Here is a 4,062-nt window from a genome sequence, read left to right on the forward strand (position 1 = left end):
CTTGCGGCAGGACGGGCGCCCAGCGGCACGGCTTACCAGAGCGATGCAGGCATGTGCGGCTGTTACGACTGGGAACTATGCTTCCAGCCATGCACGGCGGCGGGCAAGGACGACTTCATCCGCATCCTCCAGTAATTCCAGCCAAGCCGTATCCGGTGGCGGCGGAGCCGGGGTCAGTTGAGTTTCCATAAGGATGTCATCGCGGAAAAAGTGGATACGTAGCGCTGCACCCGCGGAAAGCGCATCCAGTTGTGTCGGCATATGTTCCGCTGTGGTCCGGACGCCGTCGAGGGCGACGAGAATGTCGTCCGGCGACAACCCCGCCTGCTCGGCAGGGCCGCCACTCTGTACATGGTGCAATTGGGCACCCAGCGCGTGCGGACGCCAGTGCGCACCCAGCCAGACCGGTGGGGTTTTTTCGCAGGCCTGTCCGCCCTCATCCTGCGGGCCACAGGCCGCGCGCAGATGGAGCGCAATGCCCATTTCCGCCAACAGTGCGCGCAGCGGTAAGTCGGTTTTCTCCGTGAGCCAGGACTCCAAACGCGCAGCGAGCGTCGGCCCGGCGAGCGCCTCGACCAGATGGATGCATTGGCCTTCCGGCAGTGCTTTGCCGGTGCGGCCGTAATCTTGCCACAACCGGGTGAGCAAGGTGTCGAGGCTCCGACCGTCGTCACTTTCCAGACGCAGGCTGAGGTCCAGACAGAGGGCCAGCAGGGCGCCTTTGTTATAATAACTGACCTCAAAGTTGGCGCTGTTGGCATGGGGATGATAGAGCTTGATCCAGGCATCTTCACTGGACTCCGCGAGACTTTGCAGGAAACGTCCGGGGCGACGCAGCAGACGGGTCAGTTCCTTTCCGACTCCGCGTAGGTATTCCGCGGGCGTGGTCAGACCGGCGCGGCGCAGGCAGAGATCATCATAGTAGGAGGTGATGCCCTCGAAGATCCAGAGATCGCGGGTGAGCGCCTCCCGATCCAGGGCGCTGGCGCTGAGCACAGCGGGACGAATGGCCTGCACCAGCCAGCCATGGAAATACTCGTGACTGACCAGACCCAGGAAACGCTGATAATGGTCTTCGTTGCGGCCACTCAGGTCATCCCGGGCGCAGAGGAGGGCGCTGGAAGCGCGATGCTCCAATCCCCCATAGCCATCAGCACTGGTCATGCACAGAAAGTGGTACTCGGCAAAGGCGGCATCGCCCCAGAAACGCTGTTGCCAGTCACAGATGCGTGCCAGATCTGGACCCAACCGCTGCAAGTCTGCCTGATGGATGCCTTGAATGAGCAGGTGATGGGGCCGCTCTCCTGCCGAAAAGTCCAGCAGCGTGAGCGTGCCCATGAGCAGCGGATGATCAATGAGGGCGCGATACTCAGCGGCAATAAAGCTGCCCCAGCCCCAGGTCGCACCGCTTTGCCGGGGGAGGGCGGTGGCCACCTGCCAGTCTTCCGGACCTTCCAGGAGGACTGCGTGCGCTTGATCTTCCTGTCCCAGGACCCGCAAGTAGATGGCCGGGCCGTTGAAAAAGCCCCCCTGATCATCCAGATATGCTGTGCGTACCGAGCGGTCGAAAGCGTACACGGCGTAACGGACGACGACCGGACCATGGCCCGCCGCGAGACGCCAGCGGTCCTTACCGATTTTGTGCAGGGCGACATCCTGCCCATTACGTTCTGCGTGGATTTGTGTCACATGGCGGGCGAGGTCGCGGATAGTATAGCTGCCGGGCGCCCACGCGGGCAGGGCGAGAATCTGTCCCTCCGGGTCCGGCTCGGAAATATTCAGAGACACCTGAAAAAGATGCGCTTGCGGCGCGACGCTGATCTGGTAACTCAGTGGGACAGAACTCAAGGCAGCACTCCTAACGCCAGGCGGGGGGGAGGGTGCCGAGCAGGCGATCCTGCAGATCCAATGGCGAGGATGATGCTCTTTGCCCGGCCTGAATACGCATGATCGCTCAGAATACGAAGCGGGCCGGCAGCGGCTTGTGACGCAAGGGCGGAATTTCTGTCTCGAAGAGTTCCGAGTATTCGAAGATGCCTGGCTGGGAATGGAAAATCCGCCGCACCCGCATGGCGGGGCCGGTGCCGAGGATAGCTATTAATCGTCCGCCAACGGACAGTTGCTCTTTGAAGACCTCCGGCAGCACCGGCAAGGATCCGGTGATACAGATGGCATCATAGGGTGCGTTATCCGCCCAGCCAGTGGAGCCGTCGCCAACGTGCAGGTGGGCATTATGCACGCCCTGCACCCGCAAACGGCCTTCCGCCGTTCGGGAGAGTTCGGCGCGATCTTCGACGCTGTGTACCATCCCCGCGAGTTGTGCCATCAGTGCCGTCAGATAGCCGCTTCCGGTGCCGATCTCCAGCACCCGATCCTGTTCATGCAGATCCAGCTCTTGCAAGACCCGCGCCTCCATCTTCGGCGTCCACATGATCTCGCTGTGCCCCAGCGGTAAAGTAAAATCAGCAAAAGCCAGATGCCGATAGGGGGTCGGCACGAAAAATTCACGCTTTACTTGCGCAACAGTGGCCAGCACACGAGGGTCGAGCACATCCCAGGTGCGGATCTGGGTGTCAATCATGGTACGGCGGAGGGCTTCAAAGTCCATAGAGAATCAGGGTTCCAGTAGTTTTCCACCATTTAGGCATGGGTCCGGTGGCAAGTCAATCCACGCGTACATCGCGCACCCGTAAGATGGTGATTGGCTTGGCGTCCGTCCTGTGCTCCAATAGCCACTGATATTGCAAAGGAGTTCCTCTTGGAGAGCCGTGCGCACGCGCTGATAGCACTCATTTTTTTGGCCGTACTGGGTGTCGGAGTGGCGGTAGTCGGGTTGTGGATGCATCGTGGTGCGCGGCCGGGTGTCGCCTTCGACGTGATTTCTCCCTACAGCGTTGCGGGCCTCACCCTTCAGGCGCCGGTGCGCTTCAAAGGTGTGCGGGTGGGAGAAGTGACCGCGATTGGCCTGGACCCGACGAATCCGCGCATGATCAGGGTGCGGATCAAGGTGGACAAGGCGACGCCCATTACTCGCGCGACCTTCGCCGAACTGGCGCCGCAAGGGGTGACCGGGCTAAGTTATTTGTCCCTGACCGATCACGGCACCGACTTCGCACCTTTGCCGAGGGTGCCCGGTCGACTGGCTGAAATCCCTATGCATCCCAGCTTTTTTGAAGTGTTGTCCCGGAATGGCGAATCGCTGGTGAATCGCAGCAACGAGTTGGCTAATCGCCTGAACGCGCTTTTAACGGACGAGAATCGCACAAGTTTTGCGCAGACGCTTACCCACATGGACCAGGCCACAGACCAGCTGGTGCAAATGGAGACGGCATTATTGCCGACCATTAAAGCCCTGCCTGCCATGGTCGCTGCCACCCGGTCCACCATGGTGGCGAGCCATCTGCTCATTGCCCATCTTGATGCGCTGACCGTGGCGGCGCAAGCGCCGCTGGCGGATACGGCGGAGGCCGCCAAGTCACTGCGTGGACTCAGCGTTGCAGGAGAGCGGGCGGCGAACACCCTCAATTACGATACCTTGCCGCGGGTGAATCACCTCACCCAAAGCCTGATGGCCAGCAGCGCGGCGTTGGCAGCTCTCAGCCATTCGCTGCAGCGCTCCCCGCAATCGTTGCTCTATGGTGATCGTGGCCCGCCGCCGGGACCGGGTGAGCCGGGTTTTTCCACGGGAGGAAACTGAGCGCATGCGACACCCTCTTTCTGAATATTCACCCGCGGGGAAGCGCATGATGCTGGCAGGCATGGTTCTGCTTGCCGCTGGTTGTGCCAGCAGTGTCCCTTGGCAGGCACCCTACGATATTATGCCGTCGCATCCCGTCCCTCTGGCCAGCACCAAAGGCACCACGACGGCGCTGCCCGTGCTGCGCTTGGCTCGCGTCAGCGCCGCGCATTGGCTGAAAACGGACGCCTACCAGTATCATTTGCTCTATCAGGAGCCACAGCGCCTGCTGGCCTACCGGGACGCCCGCTGGGTTGGCACCCCGCCGCAGATGATTGCCAGCCGCTTGCAGCATCAATTGGCGTACTCCGGCCAGTGGCGGGCTG

Annotated in this window: 3 protein-coding genes and 1 pseudogene; 2 read left to right on the plus strand and 2 right to left on the minus strand. The window is 61.5% G+C overall.

The genetic code is table 11. The features are described 5' to 3' along the window. Positions 1-75: 75 nt before the first annotated feature. Positions 76-1,848 carry a M61 family metallopeptidase gene (locus HF921_RS00915; protein ID WP_215893117.1) on the minus strand — a complete coding sequence of 591 codons (1,773 nt, stop codon included), beginning with the start codon at positions 1,846-1,848 and terminating at the stop codon, positions 76-78. Positions 1,849-1,954: 106 nt separating this feature from the next. After that, the gene (locus HF921_RS00920) at positions 1,955-2,608 is read right to left on the minus strand and encodes a protein-L-isoaspartate O-methyltransferase family protein (protein WP_215893118.1); all 654 of its coding nucleotides are present in this window, start codon (positions 2,606-2,608) and stop codon (positions 1,955-1,957) included. Between the two features lie 150 nt (positions 2,609-2,758). Here HF921_RS00920 and HF921_RS00925 point away from each other — a divergent pair, with 150 nt between their 5' ends. Together HF921_RS00925 and HF921_RS00930 are read left to right on the plus strand one after the other, a co-directional pair. Continuing rightward, entirely contained in the window at positions 2,759-3,697 is a 939-nt protein-coding gene (locus HF921_RS00925) for an MlaD family protein (protein WP_215893119.1), read from the plus strand. Between the two features lie 4 nt (positions 3,698-3,701). After that, positions 3,702-4,062: pseudogene (locus HF921_RS00930) on the plus strand (ABC-type transport auxiliary lipoprotein family protein); the annotation flags it as partial.

Origin of the sequence: Acidithiobacillus ferriphilus, from assembly GCF_018854775.1 — a bacterium.
Classification (GTDB): domain Bacteria; phylum Pseudomonadota; class Gammaproteobacteria; order Acidithiobacillales; family Acidithiobacillaceae; genus Acidithiobacillus; species Acidithiobacillus ferriphilus.

Bases quoted from the DNA above. Each gene is read 5' to 3' on its own strand.
- HF921_RS00920 (WP_215893118.1), bottom strand. From the start codon at position 2,608: ATGGACTTTGAAGCCCTCCGCCGTACCATGATTGACACCCAGATCCGC.